The organism is Undibacterium sp. Dicai25W (genome assembly GCF_049340505.1).
In the GTDB taxonomy this organism is placed as follows: Bacteria; Pseudomonadota; Gammaproteobacteria; order Burkholderiales; family Burkholderiaceae_D; genus Undibacterium; species Undibacterium jejuense.
The window spans coordinates 22,855-40,674 of record NZ_JBMPOQ010000007.1; the positions used below are offsets into that span (position 1 = coordinate 22,855).

Sequence of the window (17,820 nt, forward strand, 5' to 3'; positions counted from 1 at the left end):
GGGAATGATTTAACTTGAGAGTTCATGCCTTAGACTATAAGCGCGATCTAAAAAAAGTGCAAGAATTTATAGCACATGAATCCCAATTAAATTAGGTCTGAAAGTAAAAAAGCCACAGCGTATTTTGATTGCCGTGGCTCTACTTTAAAAAAACAAAATTTTATTTCTAAAAATCACTATCCATCGTTTTCTTCATGGCTTTCGTGACTGGTCTGAATGATGCTAATCGGACGGCCATTTCTCCAGCGCCACAGCAATACCGCATAGCCAGACAAGCCATACAGCACAAACAATCCAAATAAAACCTTAGGCGGATCACTGACTACAACCACATAGACCAACAAAATAATCAGCGGCGCGATAAACGGAAAGCTACGCTTCAAATTCAAATCTTTGAAACTATAGAAAGGTACATTGGTCACCATTGTCAAACCCGCAAACAAAGTGATGCCCCAGGCGTACCAATGCAGATTGACCGGCAAAATTTCTAAATCATCCATCAACAGCACAAAGCTGGCAATCAATGCAGCTGCAGCAGGACTAGGTAATCCCTGAAAATAACGCTTATCAACCACTGCAATATTGGTATTAAAACGGGCTAAACGCAGGGCAGCACCAGCGCAATACACAAATGCTCCTATCCAGCCCAATTTACCCATGCCACGCAAAGTCCACTCATAAGCCACCAATGCAGGTGCTGCGCCAAATGAAATCATGTCGGATAAGCTATCGTATTGCGCACCGAATTCACTTTGCGTGTTGGTCATCCGTGCTACCCGACCATCTAAACTATCCAACACCATGGCAGCAAAAATCGCAATGGCTGCTTTCAGAAAATTTTGATCCATCGCCATCACAATAGCATAAAAGCCACAAAACAAGGCGGCGGTAGTAAAAGCATTTGGTAGCAAATAAACGCCACGAGCACGTTGTTTCGCTGTCACCGGCAAACTATTACCGTCAGCATCCACTTTTTGCTGTGATTTGCGAACGCCTTTTGGAAAAAGCTTAAAACTACCTTTGGGTCTGCGTGATTTAAAAGATGGCATGCGATTCTAATTCGATTCTGATTCGATAAAAATAGCCCGAACAGGTCGGGCAGAAACTTACAGTTGATCTTTCAAGTATAACCCTCTTTGGCAGTCTGGAAAACCGCCTTGATTGTCAGGCAACTTATCATGCAATTTATTTCAACTTAAGTTTGCCTGTAATATGAATCGACAAGGATGTATAACCAGGCTCAAAACTGGGTGCATCAACCGGTCCTGCTGCGCGCGCAGATCTCAACATCATAGGTTCAGCAGCCATCGCCATTGGGCGCATATTGCTTCCGGCATTATCAAAATCCAGGGATTCAATCACGACATCCTCCGGATTTTTGCCCATAGTGTGGGTGATCATCGTCAACTTTTGAGAAAAATCTTTGTAACCAGCAGCAATCCGCTCTGATTCCAATTTAGCAATCGTCGCATCTGACAACCCAAAATTAACCCCATTGAGTGCAAGAATTGACTGTGCCGCCGCAGCAGTTGATGGCAATTGTTTTAAATTTTGCGTTTTGACTTCGAGATACTGCCCGGTACGCCAACCCACCAGTTGCTGCTTAGGCGCTTGCCCCGCCACGGTTTTGGTGGCGTCGTTATATATTGGGTAGCTGTAATAGCCACGCGTATGCAATTCAGCCTGAGGATCTTCTTTTTTGATCAACTCGGTGCCCGCTTTCATCTTTTGATTCACGCGCGATGCAGCTACGGCCTTATCTTTGTCTTGTTCTTCAATAAAAAAAGTCACGACAGCCTGATCATTGTCTGCTTTGATTTCTGCATTTCCCGCCAGGGTAATCACGGTGCCGGAGATACTTTGCGCAAAAACTGGCAACGAAAACAGCATGGCGGATGTTAATCCAATCATTTTTTTCATGTTAGTTCCTTCTCACTTAGTTATCGGTAAATTTGATCAATAAAAGCTAATTTGATTGACCATAAAAATAAGACCGCGTTTAACTCCTGAAGTTGCACAAAGTAGGACTGAACTTTGTTTTGAATCAAATTCTCCCTCTGATTTTGACATTTTTAACAAATAAAAAATCGCCCTGAACAACCGGGCGACTTTGATTTTTCAATCAGTAGAGCTGACTACATTAGTTTTTCGATTGATCAACTAATTTGTTTTTAGCAATCCAAGGCATCATCGCACGCAATTTTGCGCCAACTTCTTCGATCTGATGTTCAGACGTCAAACGACGACGGGAAATCAAGGTTGGCGCGCCAGCTTTGTTTTCCAAGATGAAGCTCTTCGCGTATTCACCAGTCTGAATATCCTTCAGGCATTGGCGCATCGCGTCTTTTGTAGCGGAAGTCACAACTTTCGGACCTGTTACGTATTCGCCGTACTCTGCGTTGTTAGAAATCGAATAGTTCATGTTGGCGATACCACCTTCATAAATCAGATCAACGATCAATTTCAATTCATGTAAGCATTCGAAGTAAGCCATTTCTGGTGCGTAACCTGCTTCAACCAGCGTTTCAAAACCCGCTTTGATCAACTCGACAGCACCACCGCACAGTACCGCTTGCTCACCAAACAAATCTGTTTCAGTCTCTTCGCGGAAGTTAGTTTCAATGATACCGGCACGGCCGCCACCATTCGCCATTGCGTAAGACAAAGCGATATCACGTGCAGAGCCAGACTTATCTTGATAAACAGCGATCAGGTGAGGAACGCCACCACCTTGAGAGTAAGTGCCACGTACTGTGTGACCAGGCGCTTTTGGCGCAACCATAATCACATCCAGATCTGCACGTGGAACAACTTGGCCATAATGCACGTTAAAGCCGTGCGCAAATGCCAGAACTGCACCCTGCTTCGCGTGTGGCGCAACGTTTTCAGCATAAACCTGAGCGATATTTTCATCTGGCAGCAAAATCATGATGACGTCAGCTGCTTTCACTGCGTCATTAACTTCCGCCACTTTCAAGCCAGCACCTTCAGCTTTACTCCAGGAAGCGCCACCCTTACGTAATGCGACTGTCACATTGCAACCAGAATCATTCAAGTTTTGCGCATGGGCGTGACCCTGAGAGCCGTAGCCAATGATCGCAACATTTTTGCCTTTGATTAAGGAGAGATCACAATCTTTATCGTAGAAAACTTTCATTTTGTATCCTATTTAATTTGAATAATTTGAATAATTTGAATAATTAATTTAAATAATTTCGTTACTTATAGCGAATCGAAATTCGACAATTACACCTTAAGGATGCGCTCACCGCGTCCGATTCCCGAACCACCCGTTCTGACTGTTTCAAGAATCGCGGCGCGATCAATGGAGTCGATAAAGGCGTCCAGCTTTCCTTTATTTCCAGTCAGTTCTATCGTGTAGGTTTTTTCAGTCACATCAATGATTCGGCCACGAAAAATATCCGCTGTGCGTTTCATTTCTTCGCGCTCTTTACCAACAGCGCGCACTTTAATGAGCATCAATTCACGTTCTATATGCGCACCTTCAGTCAGATCAACCACTTTCACTACTTCGATTAGGCGATTAAGATGTTTGGTGATTTGTTCAATCACGTCATCTGAACCCGTCGTGACAATGGTCATACGCGACAGCGTTGCGTCTTCGGTCGGCGCAACAGTCAGGGTTTCAATGTTGTAGCCACGTGCAGAAAACAAACCAACCACACGCGACAAAGCACCCGCTTCGTTCTCAAGGAGAATAGAAATAATATGTCTCATTACAGATCCTCCGAACCAAGCAGCATCTCAGTCAAACCCTTACCTGCCTTCACCATGGGCCAGACATTTTCTGTTTGATCAGTAATGAAATTCATAAATACCAAACGGTCCTTCATGCCAAACGCTTCACGAATTGCGCCATCAACGTCGGCTGGGTTTTCTATCTTCATACCGACGTGCCCATAGGCTTCAACCAGCTTAGTAAAGTCCGGCAACGAATCCATATAGGACTCAGAGTAGCGCGAACCATAATCAATCTGCTGCCACTGCCTGACCATGCCCAAGAAACGGTTGTTAAGCAAAATAATTTTTGGTGTCAGGTGATATTGCTTGCACGTCGCCAATTCCTGGATACACATCTGAATAGACGCCTCCCCAGTAATACAGGCAACCGTCGCATCAGGATTAGCCATTTGCACACCCATCGCATATGGCAAGCCTACGCCCATGGTTCCCAAGCCACCAGAATTAATCCAGCGACGCGGTTTATCAAAGCCATAGTATTGCGCAGCCCACATCTGATGCTGTCCGACATCGGAAGTAACAAACGCATCACCTTTAGTGACTTCCCAAACTTTTTGCACGACCGATTGCGGCTTAATCACTTCATTGGAGGTCGGATAGTTAAGGCAATCACGTCCACGCCATTCTTCAATCTGCTTCCACCAGGCTGTCAGCGCTTTGGGATCCGGACGTGTCTCTACTGCGCTCAATTGCGACAGCATTTCAATCAACACATCTTTGACATTGCCAACAATCGGAATATCAACTTTGACGCGCTTAGAAATAGACGATGGATCGATATCGATATGTATGATCTTGCGTGGATGCGAGGCAAAATGTTTTGGATTACCAATAACGCGGTCGTCAAATCGCGCGCCAATAGCGATCAGTACATCGCAATGTTGCATTGCCATGTTTGCTTCATAGGTGCCATGCATGCCCGGCATGCCGACAAATTTTTTGTCGCTGGCGCGGTACGCCCCCAAGCCCATCAGCGTATTTGTGCATGGGAAGCCCAGCTCATCCACTAGCTTGTTAAGTTCTGGTGCGGCATGCGCAAGGATCACACCGCCGCCGGTGTAAATCATCGGGCGTTCAGCTTGTAATAACAGTTGCACAGCTTTGCGAATCTGACCTGCATGCCCTTTATCGACTGGCTTGTAAGAGCGCATTTCCACTTCTTTGGGGTAGTGGTAAGTCGTTTTGTGCATACTGATATCTTTGGGGATATCCACCAGCACCGGACCAGGACGACCGGTCGTCGCAATAAAAAACGCCTTTTTGACCGTCTCTGCCAGATCGCGCACATCTTTCACCAGGAAATTATGCTTAACGCAAGGACGGGTAATACCCACGGTATCACATTCCTGGAAAGCATCCTGACCGATAACGGCACTAGGAACCTGACCAGAAATCACCACCATAGGAATCGAATCCATATAAGCAGTTGCCAGACCGGTTACTGCATTGGTCACACCAGGACCGGAGGTAACTAAGGCAACGCCGACTTTATTGGATGATCGGGAATAAGCGTCAGCCGCATGAATCGCTGCCTGTTCGTGGCGCACGAGAATATGCTGAAACTTATTTTGATTGAAAATTGCATCGTAGATGTAGAGTACTGCGCCGCCCGGATATCCGAAAACGTGCTCAACACCCTCTTCGGCCAGACACTTAACCAGTATCTCTGCGCCTGTAAATTCTGAACTCATTATTGTGTCCTTTCAAGGTCCATAGGAAATTGATCGGATGCTCTTTCCTGGCGAAATCGACATACAAGTCCGGTAAGCTGAAATCCCTTTTTGTGCAGTCACATTCCCCTTTACAGCTCCGTTGGAGATGGTTCCAGGCAATGCTTAATGCACTCGTTCAATCAGTGGTAAGGCTATGTAACGACAGACTTCTCACGCTTGTGGCATGGGTCAGAACAAACAGCTTCATTTAAAGCGCACCTGCTGGCGATAACATTGTGGGTTATTCCGAACAGATATTTGGTGCTCCGAGATTTTGGAGCGGACTCATACGGTAATGCGTTGCAGCATTTTGGTCAAGTGCAATTCGCTAATTAATTAGCTTTTTAAGATTGAAATATATTCATCTGTGCACAAAATTAGGACACAATGCGCTATTTTTGCTAGCATATGCGCAATTTTAAATACCTGTGCGTGATTTTAAAGAAACTGTCGTTTTGAATGTCGTTTTGAAAATCGCTGAGTAACTATATGAATATTGCCAACAATGGCTACTGAAAAAGAATTATCAAATTTCCTCGAAAGCGTAGAAAGACGTGCCTTCAAGCATGCTCTCTACACGGTAAGGAACGAAGAATCTGCTCTGGACATTGTCCAGGAAGCAATGATCAAAATTTCTGAAAAATATGGAGACAAGCCGGCTAACGAGCTGCCCATGTTATTTCAGCGTATATTGCAAAATACCATTCTTGATTTCTTTCGGCGTGAAAAAGTTCGCAATACATGGGTAAGTTTATTTTCTAGCATCACTCCAAATAATAATGATGGGGATGATAATTTTGACTTGCTGGAAAGTTATGCCGCAGAAGAAGGTACTGAAGCAGCAGAATCCACCGCAGACAAGCTGGAACGCGAACAAGTTTTGAATATTATTGATGATGAAATAAAAAAGCTTCCAGCTCGTCAACGGGAAGCATTCCTCATGCGTTATTGGGAAGACATGGATGTGGCAGAAACCGCCGAAGCGATGGGTTGCTCAGAAGGCAGCGTCAAAACGCATTGCTCCCGTGCAACTCACGCATTGGCCGCATCCCTAAAGGCTAAAGGAATACAGCTATGAACTACTCAAAAGAATCTCAAGATCTCGACTTTGCTTATAAAGTCCGGCGCGCGCTGAACGAATCAGCCGAGAGCCTGCCTACGCCCACGCTAGACAGGTTAGCGCAAGCACGTAAAGCAGCGCTCGCGCGCAAGAAGCCAGATAGCGGCGCCAAAGTGCATGTATTTAGCGGAGTGCTTGCTGGCACGAATGGGTTTTCCTTCCCAGGTCCTTCAACTTGGCTAGGTAAACTCGGAATTATTATTCCATTGCTGGCATTGATTGCCGGGCTAGCAGGCATTTACGAAAATGAAAAGCAACAACGCATCAACGAATTAGCTGATATTGACACAGCGGTATTAGTTGATGAATTGCCACCTGCAGCTTATGTGGATACCGGATTTACTGCTTATTTAAACAAAGCGGAGGAATAAGCGTGCAGTTTTGCAACTTACGTCAGTTAATCACTTTCACAATAAGTTTTATCGCGCTGCCGTTAGCTTTCGCTAACGGTGCGGTTCCGTCTTTATCTCCCGCTCCAGCCTCAACTCCTGCAGCATCGGTCAAGCCCTTAGTTCCTCCATCGACAGCACATCAGGCTAAGCCACACTGGTCGGAATTAAGCGCTGCGCAACAGCAAGCCTTAGCCCCTTTGTCCGCCGAATGGCCGGAAATGCCAGAGACACGTAAGAAAAAATGGCTGGAAATTGCAAATCGCTACGCAACGATGAAGCCAGATGAACAGCAACGTCTGCAAGAAAGAATGCGCGAGTGGGTAAAATTAACACCTGAACAACGTGCCGCGGCACGTGAAAACTATGCCCACGTGACACAAATCAAGTCAGAAAACAAATCCGCACAATGGGAACAGTATCAGCAACTCAGCGCGGAAGAGAAAAAACGTCTGGCTGATGAGCATGAAAAGAAAAAGCGCCTGACCAATTTGTCATCAGAAACCATTAGAAACCCACAGATCATCGCACCGATTAAAGTCGGACCGACTCCTGTGAAGACAAACAAAGTGCCAGCACCAACATTCATCAAACCGACAGCACAGGTAGCGCCAGCAGCAGCTTCCGCCGTATCTGCAACGACAGCTACCCCAGCAAGTGCTACACCTGCTGTTGCAGAAACACCAGCAAGTACGGCAGCAAACTCTCAAGCCTCATCGAAATAATTCTGTGACTATCGAATTACAAGCACCCCTACTACGTCGTCGGTTAATCTGCATGGTCTATGAGGCCATGTTGTTATTTGGCATCGTTTTTGTTTTTGGTTTTATATTTGATGTGACAACGCAAAGTAAAAGCGCCTTGATGCTTCGGCATGGGCGCCAAGCGTGGTTGTTTCTTATCATCGGAGCGTATTTTGTATTTTGCTGGAGTCGCAGCGGACAAACGCTGGCAATGCAAACCTGGCGGATTCGCGTTACTGACCTCGATGGCGGCAAACTCCCTCTGGTAAAAGCAATTGTTCGTTATTTTTTAGCATGGATGTGGTTCATACCAGCAATGGCACTGGACTACCAGTTCGGGCTCAAAGAATGGCCGATGGTGCTTGTTATCAGCCTCGGCATCACGGGCTGGGCACTCACTTCGAGACTCGATAAAAACGGTCAGTTTTTGCATGACAAACTAGCAAAAACATGCCTGATTCAAGTGCCGGAAAAGGCACAAAGCAGCGTAGAATCATAGACAAGTTTTGAGCTTGGCTGGATCAATGTTATTCTTATGAAATAATATAGGGCTAACGTAAATTATTCCAACCAAGCAGATTTACAAAACGAGTGCTTATGATACGACGTTACGTCGATAGGCCAAGAGCGCCGGTGGAGCAATTTTGCGTTCGTCCATCATCTATCGAGATTGAATGACATGCAACACAAAGCCCCTCGCCGCACCCGGGAACGCATCCTCGAACTATCCCTTCGTTTATTTAATGAATTCGGGGAACCGAATATCACGACCACCGTCATTGCTGAGGAAATGAATATTTCCCCGGGCAATCTTTATTATCACTTCAGAAATAAAGATGACATTGTTAATTCCATTTTCACGCAATTCGAAGCTGAAATTAATAAAAAACTCGCTTTCCCGCACGGTCGTAAAGCGAATATTCAGGATATCTGGACTTATCTGCATCTGACCTTTGAATTGGTCTGGCGCTATCGCTTTTTCTACCGCGATCTGAACGACCTGTTGTCACGTAACCGCAAACTAGAGCTCAATTTCAAGCAAATACTTTCCCACAAAATCAAGGTGGCAAATGAACTTTGCAATGGCTTGCGTGCCGATGGCGAGTTTGAAGGCTCAGATATGGACATTGATGCGCTGTCGACCAATATGGTGGTGGTTGCCACGTATTGGCTGTCTTATGAATACGTGCGCAACCCTCGCAAATACACAGAATTACAAACGATGTCTGAATCTCTGGCTCGCGGCTGCTATCAAGTCATCTCTCTGATCAGCCCTTATCTGCGCGGAGAAACCAAACAAGTATTTGAGAAACTATCACAAGATTATTTGCGCAAAATGAGCCCAGCATGAATTCAGTATGCGTTTATTGCGGCGCCTCGCCAGGAGTTACACCTGACTACGCGGCGGCAGCACGTCAATTAGCTGCAACCCTGGTCAAGCATGAGCTCCGCCTTGTGTATGGGGGCGGCAATGTCGGTCTGATGGGCATTATTGCCGATGAAGTTTTAAAACTCGGCGGTCAGGTCACTGGCGTCATTCCCAAAGCGTTAATGGATAAAGAAGTCGGGCACACTGGTCTGACTGAATTACATATCGTCAATAACATGCATGAACGCAAAGCATTGATGGCACAATTATCTGATGCGTTTATTGCGATGCCGGGTGGTATCGGCACACTCGAAGAACTATTTGAAGTCATGACCTGGGCACAATTAGGTTTTCATGAAAAACCAATCGGCCTGCTGAACGTCAATGGTTTTTATGATGGATTACTTCAGTTTTTACAACATACGGGCGAACAAGGCTTTTTACGGGAAAACCATCTTGAGATCCTGATCCACGACAATCAAACAGAGTCACTTTTGCAGAAATTGCAGACCTATAAGGCAGTACCAACGACAAAATGGGTACAAAGCAGCGATCTGTAAATTGGCGCACGGCCTCTCCAGAGACACAATTTGTAGAAGTTTGATTCAACTACTTGCTTGCGATCAGTACGCAAATGCAGTTTTTGCTGAAATTAAGAGTAAAATGCGGCTTCATCCGTTCTTTTATATGTTTATTTCAAAACTATGAAATTCTCCAAGCAATTCTCTTTGTACGAATCCGAAGCGACTCACTTCATCCAAAGTTTAAAAAACGCCAATCCTAAACTGGAGCAAAGCCAGCGTGATGGCCGTGCCCTGCTATGGGACAAAGCACCAGTGGATCTGAGCGTACAAAAAGATACTCTAGATTCTATCGTACCGCAGCAACCTTACGTTTACCAAAACAAAGGATAAGCCCGTCTTTACGGCTAGCTTGTGACTACTACTGCACTCCCCCCTATTGATCTGCCACTGGTCGGTGCTACTGATAGCACACCAGATGTGGTGGACGGTTTGGCTTTTGCCAAGCTCTATGGTGAGCCGCTATTTAAGTTACCAAATGACTTATATATTCCACCAGATGCCCTCGAAGTTTTTCTGGAAGCATTTGAAGGACCGTTGGATTTGTTGTTGTATCTGATACGCAAACAAAATTTCAATATTCTGGATATTCCGATGGCGCAAGTAACTTTGCAATATCTGAAATATGTCGATCAGATCCGCAATCACAATCTGGAACTTGCAGCCGAGTACTTATTGATGGCGGCCATGCTGATAGAAATTAAATCACGCATGCTGTTGCCATCGACCAAAAGCGCAGCGGGCGAAGAAGCTGAGGATCCACGCGCAGAACTGGTCAGACGTTTGTTGGAATACGAACAAATGAAGCTAGCTGCGTATGATTTGAATGCTGTGCCGCAATTAGGGCGCGACTTTCTTCACGCACAGGTGTTTGTCGAACAGAATACGGTACTGCACTGGCCACAAGTGGAATTGGCCGATATACAAGCTGCATGGGCAGATATTTTGAAACGTGCAACCTTAGTTGCACATCACAAAATCAGTCGAGAAGAACTGTCAGTGCGCGAACATATGTCCGGTATTTTGCGTAAGTTGCAGTCGGCGAAATTTGTCGAGTTTTCCGATCTGTTTGATCCGTCTCGTGGCGCACCAGTCTTAGTGGTGAACTTTGTCGCCCTGTTAGAGCTTGCAAAAGAGACGCTGATCGAAATTACGCAGGCTGAGGCATTTGCACCGATCTATGTACGGCTCGCGTACTCACCAGCTTGAACACAAGGTGTGTCCTGATAATGCGACCTAGCGAAACGGGCACACTGAATTACAACTGTAAACAACCGAATTCATTTAACTTCTCATCATGAAAATCATTTCATCCATCGAAGAATTGCGCGATCATCTGAGCGGACAATTGCGTACCGCATTTGTACCGACCATGGGCAATTTACATGAAGGCCATTTGTCGCTGATGCGTCTGGCAAAAAAACATGGCGATCCTATCGTTGCCTCGATTTTTGTAAATCGCCTGCAATTTGGCCCAAATGAAGACTTCGATAAATATCCACGCACTTTTCAGGCCGACGTAGAAAAACTGGAAAAAGAAGGCGTTTACATTTTATTTGCGCCAACTGAAAAAGATTTATATCCTGAACCGCAAGAATTCCGTGTGCGCCCACCGGATGATCTGGGCAACATTCTGGAAGGTGAGTTCCGCCCTGGATTTTTTACTGGTGTGACCACCGTGGTACTGAAGCTCTTCTCCTGCGTACAACCACGTGTTGCCGTGTTCGGTAAAAAAGATTATCAACAATTGATGATCGTCCGTAACATGAGCAAGCAATTTGCTTTGCCAACCGAAATTATTGCGGCTGATACGTATCGCGCTGACGACGGCCTGGCTTTGTCGTCCCGCAATATGTACTTATCTGAAGCGGAACGTGCAGAAGCACCGGCTTTGTATGCGGCATTAAATGAAGTCGCGAATGAAGTGCGTAGCGGTCATCTGGATATGTTTGAACTCGAACGCAACGCTATGGCAAAACTTGCCGGACGCCATTGGAAACCAGACTACATTTCTATCCGCAAACGCGCTGACCTACAACCACCATCAGCAGGCGACCTTGCACAAGGTGCGCCTCTGGTCGTGTTAGCAGCAGCCAAACTGGGCAACACCCGCCTGATCGATAATCTGGAAATTTGAATCTCATGTTGCACCAACTCGGCAGCTTTTTCTTATTGTCATTGACCGTTACAACATCATTTGCAGCAGTCAGTGTCAAAGACGATGCCATGCATACAGTCACTCTGACGCAGCCTGCGCAACGCATCATTAGCCTGGCACCCCACGCCACAGAATTACTGTTTGAAGCTGGCGCTGCAAAAAGCGTCGTTGCCGTCAGCGATTACAGCAACTTCCCCGAAGCAGCAAAAAACTTGCCATCCGTCGGCAATGTCTTTGCAATGGATACCGAACGCCTACTCGCGATTAAGCCGGATTTAGTGGTTATCTGGGGCACTGGTAATGGCAAAGTTCTAGCCAGTAAACTGCGCAGCAATCACATCACCGTTTTCGAAAGTGAGCCGCGCAATTATGAAATGGTGGCAACGTCGATAGAAAGATTATCGATATTGGCGGGCACTGAAACTGTAGGCAAAGCCGCCGCTGCTAAATTCAGACAGCGCTTAGAGGATTTGCGAAAAACCTATCGCCAGCCTGATTCGTCGACACCGGTAACTGTATTTTATGAGGTTTGGAATAAGCCATTAATGACCCTCAATGACGAACACATGATCTCGGCTGCGATTCGCTTATGTGGCGGTAGAAACGTTTTCGGCAGACTGAAAGAGTTAAGCCCAACGATTACGACAGAAGCCCTGTTATCAAGTAATCCAGATGCAATTATTACTGGTGGTGAAAACGCCGATTCACTCAATGAATGGCGCTCATTTAAAACGCTGACAGCGGTCAAAAAAAATCATTTGTATGCCGTCAAGGGGGATTTGCTCAACCGCGCCGGTCCGCGCATTCTGGATGGCACAGAAGCACTGTGCAAACAAATCGCCCTTGCCAGAGAAAAATAATTTTTCTGCATTGCTGTTCGGATAATTTCACTCCAGACATTTCCGGCACTTCGGGTGGTATTGAGCATACTTTCAGATTTACGGCGATAATACGTCCTCTGGCCGCATTTGCGGCCTCCTTTATTTAGGATGCAGCACATGCGTAAAGGCATATTATTAGCCGGCTCTGCCTACACGATCTGGGGTTTGTTCCCACTCTACTTCAAAGCCTTGCACTCGGTTCCTTCATTAGAAATTTTATTAAACCGTATGCTGTGGTCGCTGTTATTTTTAGCCATTGTACTTACCTGGCGCAAGCAATGGGGTTGGCTGGCGATGGTGCGCCGTCAGCCTAAACTGATTGCCAGCTTCGCACTCAGCGCCGTTTTATTATCAAGTAATTGGTTTATCTATATCTGGGCGGTAAATGATGGCAAAGTCATTGACTCCAGTCTTGGTTACTTCATGACACCGCTGGTTAATATTCTGATTGGCTCGGTACTACTCAAAGAAAAACTGCGCTCTGGCCAATGGTTGGCGATTTCTTTTGCGGCCTTGGGTGTGGCATGGATGACCTTCCAGACCGGGCATTTACCATGGATAGGCCTCGCGCTAGCGGCGACTTTTGGTACGTATGGCTTGTTAAGAAAAACTGCAGCATTAGGCGCGCTGGAAGGTTTATCTTTGGAAACCGCAATCTTCTTCCCGTTTGCCTTTGGCTACCTGACATGGCTCACCATGCATGGACAAAATGCACTGGTATCAGCTGGAACTGATGTCAAAATCTTGCTCGCATTAAGTGGCCCTATCACTGCGATTCCCTTATTGATGTTTGCCGCTGGTGCGCGCCGCATACCGATGACGACGCTGGGATTACTTCAGTACATTGCACCATTTGTGCAGTTATTGCTTGGTGTATGGATATTCAATGAAAATCTCGATACCCATCGCCTGATCGGTTTCATTGCCATCTGGATTGCATTATTCATCTATTCAGCCGAAGGTCTGTGGATGAATTTCAAACCCGCCAGACAAGAAGCTTAGTGAACATTAAAACCAGGGAGTATAGACGTTTTTATACGTTTACCTCCTTGATAACAAACGACCTAAAAATATACTCCCCAAGGGTATCAGCAATCCCAAAAAAGCAACAAATCAGACCATAGGGTAGTTAGCGGTCACCATCATCAAAAGTCTTAGTGCTGATTTCATGTTAAAGTAACGCCTTCGCTAGGGGTCCTGGAATACATTTCCGGGTGAGAGAGTCCCTTGAACCTGATCTGGATAATGCCAGCGAAGGGAAGCGCAAAGTTCACGTCGTTTTCTCCTGTCTATGCTTTGTTTGCTCCTTTGCTGTGCTGCCACCCTGCGCACCACAAGTATAACGAGCACATAATGACACAAGTAAATTCACACCATACCCACCGCCAGGCAATCACGCTGGTATTACGCCCGACACTGATCGCCATCGCCATTGCACAACTCGTCTGCATGCAAGGCGCTTACGCTGCGGCAGAGCCAGAGAACAACGCAACAGCAAACTCTTCATCAGTGCAAGAAGTTGTGGTCTCTGGCAATAAGACCTCCGCTAAAGCAGACCACACCAAGGCAGCAGGCTTTATTGATGAAAAATTGCTTGATACGCCATTTTCCGTCAATACCTGGACCGCGCAACAACTGCAAGACTTGCAAATCCGTTTGACCACGGATGTCATGAAGTACGATGCCAGCGTCAATGATGCTTACAATGCAGTAGGTTATGCTGAGCAGTTCTCTATCCGTGGCTTTGCACTCGATAACGAATACAGCTATCGTAAAGATGGCTTTGCGATTCCTGCAGATGGTTCGATTCCATTGGAAAACAAAGAAACCGTTGAAGTGTTAAAAGGTATTTCCGGATTCCAGTCTGGTTTTGCAACACCCGGCGGCGTCATCAATTATGTGACTAAACGCCCGACAAATAAGGACCTGCGCAGCGTTACTACCAGCATCTCTGAACGCGGCACCTTATACGGCACATTCGATTTGGGTGGAATGTCTTCAGACAAGCAATTTGGCTACCGTATCAATGCCGCCGAAGAAAGAATGCGCTCTTACATCATCGGCGCAAACGGCAACCGCCAGTTTATTTCTGGCGCATTTGACTGGCATTTATCACCGCAGTCATTACTACAATTCGACTTTGACTACCAACACCGCGCGCAAATCTCTGCACCAGGTTTTCAATTAACAAATGGCACCGATTTACCACGTGGAATCCGTGCCGACATTATGCTCAACAATCAGCCGTGGTCTAAACCCGTTGATACGACAGATAGCAATATCGGAGTGCGTTACGAATACAAACTGGACAATGCCTGGACCACCAGCGTTGCCATCAACAAGCACGAATTCAAACGTGATGATTACACTGCATTTCCACTCGGATGTGGTTCAGCTAATCTCGCGAGTGGCTATTGTGCGAACGGTGATTACGATGTCTACGATTACCAAAGTGTAGGCGAAGCAAAATCGTCCTGGGGGACTCAGGCACTGCTGAATGGAAAATTCACTACCGGTAATTTCCAACATCAATTTGCAACCGGTTTAAGCAGCTCGCAACGCAAAGATTTCTTCGGCGCGTATGTGTATGATTTCGTTGGTACCAGCAATGTTTTCAATCCTGTCGTCGTTGGCCAATCCAGCAACACCACTGGCCCAGTGCTGCTACAAAGAACCGATAAAGAATGGTCCGCTTTCTTACAAGACGCCATCAGCCTCAATGATGCATGGACAGTACACGCGGGTATCCGTCACCTGAATATTGAGCGCACACAACTTGGTCTGAGTGGTTACCAACACAATTATTGGGTGTCAAATGCGGCACTGGTATACAAACCCGTTCAGAACACATCCCTGTACGCCTCGTTTGCACAAGGCCTGGAACATGGAACGATTGCTCCATTCGGGACAAACAACCAGAATCAGTTACTTGATCCTGCCAAATCGAAGCAAATTGAAATGGGCTTCAAATCCGACGTAACACGCGATTTAAGTGTAAGTGCTGCCGTTTTCCGGATTCAAAAGCCACTGCAATATATTGATAGCAATAATAACTATGTTCAAAACGGTACTGCACAACATACCGGACTGGAGCTGTCGGCTTTAGGAAAAATCACATCACAACTGACGCTCAGCGCCAGCTTAACTGAGCTTGACGCCATTCAGCAAGACACTGGCAATGCCACACTAGAAGGCAAGCGTGTATTGGATGTACCAAAACTGAAGGCGACGGTGTATGCAGATTATGCTGTCGCCGAAGTCAAAGGTTTAAATCTGAACGCGAGTTGGCAGTACTCAGGTAACAAGGCATACACCCCGGATAACACCGTCATTATTCCTGGTTACCAGGTTTATAACCTTGGTGCCCGTTACGTGACACGTATAGGCAATACAACGACGACCTTACGCTTTAACGTCGACAATGTGCTCAACAAGTTCTACTGGCGGGATGCAACGCAATCACTGGGTGGCTATTTATTCCCGGGCTCACCGCGAATTTATAAATTATCGGCACAGTTTGATTTTTGATTTAAGGCCAGCATAACAAATAGCGAACATAGCGAAAAAAAAAGGAATTCAAATTAATGAATTCCTTTTTTATTTTTAAAACCTCTTTCAGACATTCGTTCTGACTAAGAAGTCGACCCCTACCTCACGCCAACATTCAATTTCCTTTTGCAACCAATACGCCACCGTAGGATGCAAAGTCACCCAATCACGCCGCATCTCAAGTTCTACGCTACGCTTCATTTTGAGACGAATGTCTTCATAATCAATCTCAGCACGCGAATGCATTAACATCACCGACAAGCGCAAGGCCAACACGGCTTTGGCAAAATCAGGGTCAACCAAGGCTTCGCTAATCTTACGCAGATTCCCTTTCTGGCTCAGGATCAGCTTACTCATGATGCGTTGTTCGCTCGTAGTAAAACCAGCCATATCCGCATTTTCTATCATATAGGAACCATGCTTATGGTAGCCAGTATGAGAAATCACCATGCCTACTTCATGTAAGCGAGCACTCCACAATAACAAACGCAGATAGTTATCAGACGAGGGTTTAAGTTGTTGATACAAAGATTTGACCATATCGACGACCCGATTGGCGCGTGACATGTCGGTGTTAAACACATTGGCTACTTTCTGCACTGACACTTCGCGCCGATCGCGTTTGGTGGCGCGCAGATACAAGTCCCACATCACGCCCATACGCAAGCCTGCTTCAATCGGGATCAATACTTCAATATTGAACTCCATCATCAAACCGATCAATATCGCCAGACCACCGACGACCATGGCAACGCGTTCTGGTTTAATACCACTCAATTCCAAATCACTGAGCTTGCCACATTGAATACAGTATTGTTTCAAGGCATTCAAACTCAGCATCGTGATTTTGCCGTCACCCAGACCACCTTTGATGATGGCATCAGCGATCGCACGCATGGTGCCCGACGAGCCATAGGCCTTGCGCCAATGCTGGGGTTGGTACGGTGGCGCGGCATCTTCAAACATGGATCGCGCCGACAAAATAGCAGCTTCAAATGCTGCTTCTGTTAAACGGCCATCAGGAAAAAAATTGGTACTGGTTTTTACTGTACCAATACTGAAGGATTCAACCTGGACGATTTCATGCCCGCGACCAAGTATTACCTCGGTTGAGCCACCACCAATATCCATAACGAGGCGGCGTTCGCCAGGAATAGCGACGGCATTCGACACCCCCATGTAAATCAGGCGGCCTTCTTCCTCACCCGAAATAACCTCAATAGGGTGGCCAATTGCGGCTTCTGCTTGCGGTAAAAGAATAGCGGCGTTTTTTGCTATACGTATAGTGTTGGTTGCAACTACCCGTAAATTTTCAACTGGATAAGCATTCAGGATCTCGCGAAAACGGCTCAGGCAGTCAATCGCACTTTGCATAGCCTCCGCAGTCAGATTACCGCTTTCATCGAGGCCTGCCGCCAATCTGATAGGTTCACGCGCACTCTTGACAACGCGAATGGCGTCGCCTTCATGACGTGCAATATGCATACGAAAACTATTTGAACCCAGGTCAACGGCGGCCAGCATATTTGCTTTCCTTTTTAATGTTCTTTAGTAAT

The 17,820-nt window shown here is 46.2% G+C and carries 18 protein-coding genes and 1 riboswitch; of the genes, 12 read left to right on the plus strand and 6 right to left on the minus strand.

Translation table 11 applies throughout. The annotated features are described in order from the left end of the window. Nucleotides 1-176: 176 nt before the first annotated feature. The 5 genes from pssA to ACO0KY_RS09980 form a co-directional block, all read right to left on the minus strand. Complete coding sequence (gene pssA, locus ACO0KY_RS09960; protein ID WP_186911846.1) at nt 177-1,049, minus strand: CDP-diacylglycerol--serine O-phosphatidyltransferase; 873 nt, start codon at nt 1,047-1,049, stop codon at nt 177-179. Between the two features lie 136 nt (nt 1,050-1,185). Next, nucleotides 1,186-1,920: an SIMPL domain-containing protein gene (locus tag ACO0KY_RS09965; protein WP_186911845.1), complete on the minus strand. Its 735-nt coding sequence runs from the start codon at nt 1,918-1,920 to the stop codon at nt 1,186-1,188. A gap of 220 nt (nt 1,921-2,140) precedes the next feature. Then, nucleotides 2,141-3,157, minus strand: a complete 1,017-nt coding sequence (gene ilvC, locus ACO0KY_RS09970; RefSeq protein ID WP_422989799.1) for a ketol-acid reductoisomerase — start codon at nt 3,155-3,157, stop codon at nt 2,141-2,143. Between the two features lie 89 nt (nt 3,158-3,246). Then, nucleotides 3,247-3,738: an acetolactate synthase small subunit gene (ilvN, locus tag ACO0KY_RS09975; protein ID WP_186911843.1), complete on the minus strand. Its 492-nt coding sequence runs from the start codon at nt 3,736-3,738 to the stop codon at nt 3,247-3,249. Continuing rightward, complete coding sequence (locus tag ACO0KY_RS09980; RefSeq protein WP_423045685.1) at nt 3,738-5,453, minus strand: acetolactate synthase 3 catalytic subunit; 1,716 nt, start codon at nt 5,451-5,453, stop codon at nt 3,738-3,740. The genes ilvN and ACO0KY_RS09980 overlap by 1 nt, the downstream gene beginning before the upstream one ends. A 526-nt stretch (nt 5,454-5,979) precedes the next feature. On the opposite strand from ACO0KY_RS09980, the gene ACO0KY_RS09985 reads away from it, so the two are divergent. The 12 genes from ACO0KY_RS09985 (at nt 5,980) to ACO0KY_RS10040 (ending at nt 16,243) form a co-directional block, all read left to right on the plus strand. Then, nucleotides 5,980-6,552 (plus strand): RNA polymerase sigma factor, encoded by a 573-nt coding sequence (locus ACO0KY_RS09985; protein WP_423045687.1) that lies wholly within the window; start codon nt 5,980-5,982, stop codon nt 6,550-6,552. Then, nucleotides 6,549-6,965 carry a DUF3619 family protein gene (locus ACO0KY_RS09990; protein WP_186911840.1) on the plus strand — a complete coding sequence of 139 codons (417 nt, stop codon included), beginning with the start codon at nt 6,549-6,551 and terminating at the stop codon, nt 6,963-6,965. The genes ACO0KY_RS09985 and ACO0KY_RS09990 overlap by 4 nt, the downstream gene beginning before the upstream one ends. A gap of 2 nt (nt 6,966-6,967) precedes the next feature. Next, nucleotides 6,968-7,708 (plus strand): DUF3106 domain-containing protein, encoded by a 741-nt coding sequence (locus ACO0KY_RS09995; protein ID WP_423045689.1) that lies wholly within the window; start codon nt 6,968-6,970, stop codon nt 7,706-7,708. A gap of 4 nt (nt 7,709-7,712) precedes the next feature. Beyond that, complete coding sequence (locus tag ACO0KY_RS10000; RefSeq protein ID WP_423045691.1) at nt 7,713-8,225, plus strand: RDD family protein; 513 nt, start codon at nt 7,713-7,715, stop codon at nt 8,223-8,225. 180 nt (nt 8,226-8,405) lie between these two features. After that, nucleotides 8,406-9,077: a TetR/AcrR family transcriptional regulator gene (locus ACO0KY_RS10005; RefSeq protein WP_186911838.1), complete on the plus strand. Its 672-nt coding sequence runs from the start codon at nt 8,406-8,408 to the stop codon at nt 9,075-9,077. Next, complete coding sequence (locus ACO0KY_RS10010) at nt 9,074-9,655, plus strand: TIGR00730 family Rossman fold protein (protein WP_423045693.1); 582 nt, start codon at nt 9,074-9,076, stop codon at nt 9,653-9,655. The genes ACO0KY_RS10005 and ACO0KY_RS10010 overlap by 4 nt, the downstream gene beginning before the upstream one ends. A gap of 144 nt (nt 9,656-9,799) precedes the next feature. Beyond that, nucleotides 9,800-10,009 (plus strand): DUF3460 family protein, encoded by a 210-nt coding sequence (locus ACO0KY_RS10015; RefSeq protein ID WP_422989783.1) that lies wholly within the window; start codon nt 9,800-9,802, stop codon nt 10,007-10,009. A gap of 21 nt (nt 10,010-10,030) precedes the next feature. Then, nucleotides 10,031-10,885, plus strand: coding sequence for a segregation/condensation protein A (locus ACO0KY_RS10020; protein ID WP_186911835.1), 855 nt, complete (start codon nt 10,031-10,033; stop codon nt 10,883-10,885). A gap of 88 nt (nt 10,886-10,973) precedes the next feature. Beyond that, a complete protein-coding gene (panC, locus tag ACO0KY_RS10025) occupies nt 10,974-11,813 on the plus strand; it encodes a pantoate--beta-alanine ligase (protein WP_186911834.1) in 840 nt (279 codons plus the stop codon). Nucleotides 11,814-11,818: 5 nt separating this feature from the next. Next, nucleotides 11,819-12,694 (plus strand): cobalamin-binding protein, encoded by an 876-nt coding sequence (locus ACO0KY_RS10030; RefSeq protein WP_423045696.1) that lies wholly within the window; start codon nt 11,819-11,821, stop codon nt 12,692-12,694. A gap of 138 nt (nt 12,695-12,832) precedes the next feature. Further along, nucleotides 12,833-13,717: an EamA family transporter RarD gene (gene rarD / locus ACO0KY_RS10035; protein ID WP_423045699.1), complete on the plus strand. Its 885-nt coding sequence runs from the start codon at nt 12,833-12,835 to the stop codon at nt 13,715-13,717. Nucleotides 13,718-13,895: 178 nt separating this feature from the next. Further along, nucleotides 13,896-13,992, plus strand: a riboswitch (TPP riboswitch). 76 nt (nt 13,993-14,068) lie between these two features. After that, entirely contained in the window at nt 14,069-16,243 is a 2,175-nt protein-coding gene (locus ACO0KY_RS10040) for a TonB-dependent siderophore receptor (RefSeq protein ID WP_423045701.1), read from the plus strand. An 87-nt stretch (nt 16,244-16,330) separates the two neighbouring features. Here the strand turns inward: ACO0KY_RS10040 and ACO0KY_RS10045 are convergent, their stop codons facing one another. Continuing rightward, nucleotides 16,331-17,788, minus strand: coding sequence for a Ppx/GppA family phosphatase (locus tag ACO0KY_RS10045; protein WP_423045703.1), 1,458 nt, complete (start codon nt 17,786-17,788; stop codon nt 16,331-16,333). Nucleotides 17,789-17,820: the final 32 nt, after the last annotated feature.

Bases quoted from the DNA above. Each gene is read 5' to 3' on its own strand.
- pssA (WP_186911846.1), bottom strand. From the start codon at position 1,049: ATGCCATCTTTTAAATCACGCAGACCCAAAGGTAGTTTTAAGCTTTTT.
- ACO0KY_RS09965 (WP_186911845.1), bottom strand. From the start codon at position 1,920: ATGAAAAAAATGATTGGATTAACATCCGCCATGCTGTTTTCGTTGCCA.
- ilvC (WP_422989799.1), bottom strand. From the start codon at position 3,157: ATGAAAGTTTTCTACGATAAAGATTGTGATCTCTCCTTAATCAAAGGC.
- ilvN (WP_186911843.1), bottom strand. From the start codon at position 3,738: ATGAGACATATTATTTCTATTCTCCTTGAGAACGAAGCGGGTGCTTTG.
- ACO0KY_RS09980 (WP_423045685.1), bottom strand. From the start codon at position 5,453: ATGAGTTCAGAATTTACAGGCGCAGAGATACTGGTTAAGTGTCTGGCC.
- ACO0KY_RS09985 (WP_423045687.1), top strand. From the start codon at position 5,980: ATGGCTACTGAAAAAGAATTATCAAATTTCCTCGAAAGCGTAGAAAGA.
- ACO0KY_RS09990 (WP_186911840.1), top strand. From the start codon at position 6,549: ATGAACTACTCAAAAGAATCTCAAGATCTCGACTTTGCTTATAAAGTC.
- ACO0KY_RS10005 (WP_186911838.1), top strand. From the start codon at position 8,406: ATGCAACACAAAGCCCCTCGCCGCACCCGGGAACGCATCCTCGAACTA.
- ACO0KY_RS10010 (WP_423045693.1), top strand. From the start codon at position 9,074: ATGAATTCAGTATGCGTTTATTGCGGCGCCTCGCCAGGAGTTACACCT.
- ACO0KY_RS10015 (WP_422989783.1), top strand. From the start codon at position 9,800: ATGAAATTCTCCAAGCAATTCTCTTTGTACGAATCCGAAGCGACTCAC.
- panC (WP_186911834.1), top strand. From the start codon at position 10,974: ATGAAAATCATTTCATCCATCGAAGAATTGCGCGATCATCTGAGCGGA.
- ACO0KY_RS10030 (WP_423045696.1), top strand. From the start codon at position 11,819: ATGTTGCACCAACTCGGCAGCTTTTTCTTATTGTCATTGACCGTTACA.
- rarD (WP_423045699.1), top strand. From the start codon at position 12,833: ATGCGTAAAGGCATATTATTAGCCGGCTCTGCCTACACGATCTGGGGT.
- ACO0KY_RS10040 (WP_423045701.1), top strand. From the start codon at position 14,069: ATGACACAAGTAAATTCACACCATACCCACCGCCAGGCAATCACGCTG.
- ACO0KY_RS10045 (WP_423045703.1), bottom strand. From the start codon at position 17,788: ATGCTGGCCGCCGTTGACCTGGGTTCAAATAGTTTTCGTATGCATATT.